A 3026-nucleotide genomic window follows, 5' to 3' on the forward strand; every position below is an offset into this window, starting at 1 on the left:
GCCCCGGCCGGCGCCAGCGGCCCGGCCTGCGCACCCGTCCGTCTTTGCCGCCGACTATTGGCCGGGATTCCGGCGGCAGCATTGTGACGGCGCAAATACGACCGACTTCTTGTCCCGGCCGTTGCCGGCCGTCACGCACCGCAAAAACAGCAAAGGCGACCAGTGGGAGACCGGTCGCCTTTTTGCATTGCACAATCGCACTGCGCGCCCTGCCGGTCTGGCCGGCGCCCCGGGCGCGGGGTGTGGCTTCCCTCAGAAGCCAAACGGACGATGGCGCGCGAAGCGGCCCCGGGCGATCTCGATCTGGCGCTTCTCCAGATCGTACACATCCCCGGCTTCATTCAGATATTCGGTTTCCGGGTCATAGTTGCGCAGGCGCTGGAAGGCGCGCATGAAGCGGCCGGCAAAGGGTAAGAACATAAGATGCTCCCTTGAACTCTGGTCAATCGGAGCCCGTTTTCGACGTTTCCGGCGCTGAAGATAGGCGCACCCTGAAAATCGCACAAATGCTGCAGTGCAAAGCAGCCATGCAGTGCCGACAAAGGCCGCACCGCCGCCGGGGGCGGCCGGCGCCGGACGCCCGCCGGCATCGTGCCGCGGGAAAAAGGCGCCCGCAAAGGCTTTACGAACCGGCACCGGCGGCCAACAATCCGCGTGACCGGCGCGTGACCGGACAGATCCGCGTGACCAGGCACGGGCGCGGGGTTCACGCCTGCCGGTCCATCCATGCTGGGAGATCAGACAGAATGAATCGCAAGGCAATCGCGGCGGCCGCTGCCGTGGCCCTGCTGGCGGCCGGGTGCCAGTCATCCCAAAAGCCGGAAACGCAGGAGCAGAAGTCGGAGATGGGCTGCTTTGCCGGCACGCTGACCGGCACGGTCGCCGGCGGCCTGATCGGCAGCGCCTTCGGCGGCGGCTGGGGCCGCGCAGCGGCCGCCGGCGTCGGCACCATCGCCGGTGGCGTCATCGGCCACAAGCTCAGCTGCTGAACAGGAAGACGCTGACATGACCCGTTTTCTCTCGCCCCGGCTGCTGACCGCCGCCACCGTGGCCCTGTCGCTGGGCGCCGCCGCGCCCGCCCTCGCCCAGAGCAAGCCCGCAACGCCGGGCGATGCCGCGGCGGCCGCCGGACAGATCGAGCCCGGCGCCATCTACAGCGGGCAGGTTGCCGTGATCGACACCAACGGCGACGGCACGGTGACGAAGGAGGAGTTCATCACCTTCATGGCCGCCGCCTTCGACAAGATCGACACCAACAAGGATGGCTACATCAGCCGCAAGGAAGCCAAGGGCCTGATCCCCACCGAGATCTTCGTCGTGGTCGACACCAACAAGGACGGCCGGATCTCGCGCAAGGAATATATGCTGCAGGCCGAGAAGGACTTTGCCGCCGCCGACAAGAACGGCGACGGCGTGCTGAAATGAGCCGCCGCCGCCCGGCGTGAGCGCCCGGCGAACACCCCGCGGCCCGCCGGCGCCTCAGGCCCGGCGGGCCGCCTGCCGTGCGGCCGGCCCTGTCAGGACCGGGCGCGGCCTTCGTCCAGAACATGGAAACGGGCGAGAAAGCGGGCCTCCGCCTCGGCCACCGGCCAGGGCGTCACCAGCGCCAGCAGGGCCGGCTCGCTGCAATCGACGCCCTGCGGCCGGCCAAACAGGTCGGCAGCCTCGGCCTCGGCAAAGCCGGCCAGCCATATCGCCTCCAGATAGGCGGAGATGATGTCGGCCTGCTTGATCAGCCGCCGCTGGGTCGCGGCCGGCTCCGCCGGCAGGCCGAAGCGGCGGTGAACGGCCACCTGCAGCCGGTGTTCCACCTGCCGGTAGGCCTGCCCCAGCACGGCCTTGAACGGCGAGATCATGTCGCCGATCACATATTCGGGCGCATCGTGCAGCAGCGCCAGCATCAGCACCGTGCCGGAGGCCTGCGGGCGCAGCCGCTGCACCAGCGCTTCCACCAGAAGCCCGTGCTGGGCGACCGAAAAGGCGTGTTCGCCATGGGTCTGCCCGTTCCAGCGGGCCACGCGGGCAAGGCCGTGGGCGATGTCGGCAATCTCGATATCGAGCGGCGACGGGTCGACAAGATCGAGCCGCCGGCCGGACAGCATCCGCTGCCACACGCGGGCGGGCCGCTCGGGATGCAGCGACACCGGCTCAGTCCGCACTCTGGGCCGCCGGCCAGCCGAAGCGGGCAAAGGACGGCAGCGCGAGGCGCAGGGCGATGCCGCCGGCCGTCAGCGGCACGCCCGCCGCCATGGCCTCGCCGGCCCGGTCTGTGCGCACCATGGCAAGGCCATGGCGGCCCGCCACCGAGCCGAGGGTGCCGATGGCCCGGTCGCCGGCGACGATTTCGGTTCCGGCGGCCGGCAGCGCGCCCTCCCCTTCCGCCAGCACGGTACGCCGGCGGGCGGTGCCGCGGTGCTCCATGCGCGCAACCACCTCCTGCCCCACATAACAGCCCTTGTCGAAGGCCACGCCCGCGAGGCAGTCCATGTCCACATCGTGCGGGAAGACGGTGCCGAAGGCGAAGTCGTGCCCGCCCTCCGGCACGCCGAGGCCGACGCGGTGAGCATGATAGGCCGCCTCGCCGGCCGCCGCGAAGCCGGCGGCCTCAAGGGCGGCCGTGAACGCGCCGCCGGCCGCCGGCACCATGGCCCGCCCGCCCAGCGCGGCAAGCCGCGGATCGGCATAAAGGCCGGGCAGCGGCGGCAGCGCGGCGCCCCACACCGCCACGGCACGGACCTCCGGCAGCGCGGCGAGCGTGACCCGGGCGCGCAGCCGGTAGAGCGTCAGCCGCTTCAGCAGCGCGGCCGCCTCGCCCGCCGCGCAATCCAGCACGAAACCGTCGGCGGCCGGCAGCACGAGAAAATCGAACAGGATCTTGCCCTGCGGCGTCAGCAGCGCGGCAAAGGCCGCCGCCTGCCCTGCGATAGCCGGCGTCAGGTCGGCAGTCACCAGCGCCTGCAGAAAATGAGCGGCTTCCGGCCCGCCGACGGCAAGGGCGGCGCGGTCGCTGAGAATGCAGAATGAGG

At 70.8% G+C, this 3026-nt stretch carries 5 protein-coding genes; 2 read left to right on the plus strand and 3 right to left on the minus strand.

The features are described 5' to 3' along the window. Positions 1-252: 252 nt before the first annotated feature. Positions 253-420 carry a DUF3563 domain-containing protein gene (locus V7067_RS14285; RefSeq protein WP_334176574.1) on the minus strand — a complete coding sequence of 56 codons (168 nt, stop codon included), beginning with the start codon at positions 418-420 and terminating at the stop codon, positions 253-255. A 326-nt stretch (positions 421-746) separates the two neighbouring features. Here V7067_RS14285 and V7067_RS14290 point away from each other — a divergent pair, with 326 nt between their 5' ends. Together V7067_RS14290 and V7067_RS14295 are read left to right on the plus strand one after the other, a co-directional pair. Continuing rightward, positions 747-989, plus strand: a complete 243-nt coding sequence (locus V7067_RS14290) for a glycine zipper 2TM domain-containing protein (RefSeq protein ID WP_334176575.1) — start codon at positions 747-749, stop codon at positions 987-989. 16 nt (positions 990-1005) lie between these two features. Further along, positions 1006-1425: an EF-hand domain-containing protein gene (locus V7067_RS14295; RefSeq protein WP_334176576.1), complete on the plus strand. Its 420-nt coding sequence runs from the start codon at positions 1006-1008 to the stop codon at positions 1423-1425. Positions 1426-1517: 92 nt separating this feature from the next. Here V7067_RS14295 and V7067_RS14300 read toward each other — a convergent pair whose 3' ends face one another. Next, positions 1518-2102, minus strand: coding sequence for an HD family hydrolase (locus V7067_RS14300; RefSeq protein ID WP_334176577.1), 585 nt, complete (start codon positions 2100-2102; stop codon positions 1518-1520). 46 nt (positions 2103-2148) lie between these two features. After that, positions 2149-3015: a folate-binding protein gene (locus tag V7067_RS14305; RefSeq protein ID WP_334176578.1), complete on the minus strand. Its 867-nt coding sequence runs from the start codon at positions 3013-3015 to the stop codon at positions 2149-2151. Positions 3016-3026: the final 11 nt, after the last annotated feature.

The organism is Pseudoxanthobacter sp. (assembly GCF_036822375.1).
Classification (GTDB): Bacteria; Pseudomonadota; Alphaproteobacteria; order Rhizobiales; family Segnochrobactraceae; genus Pseudoxanthobacter.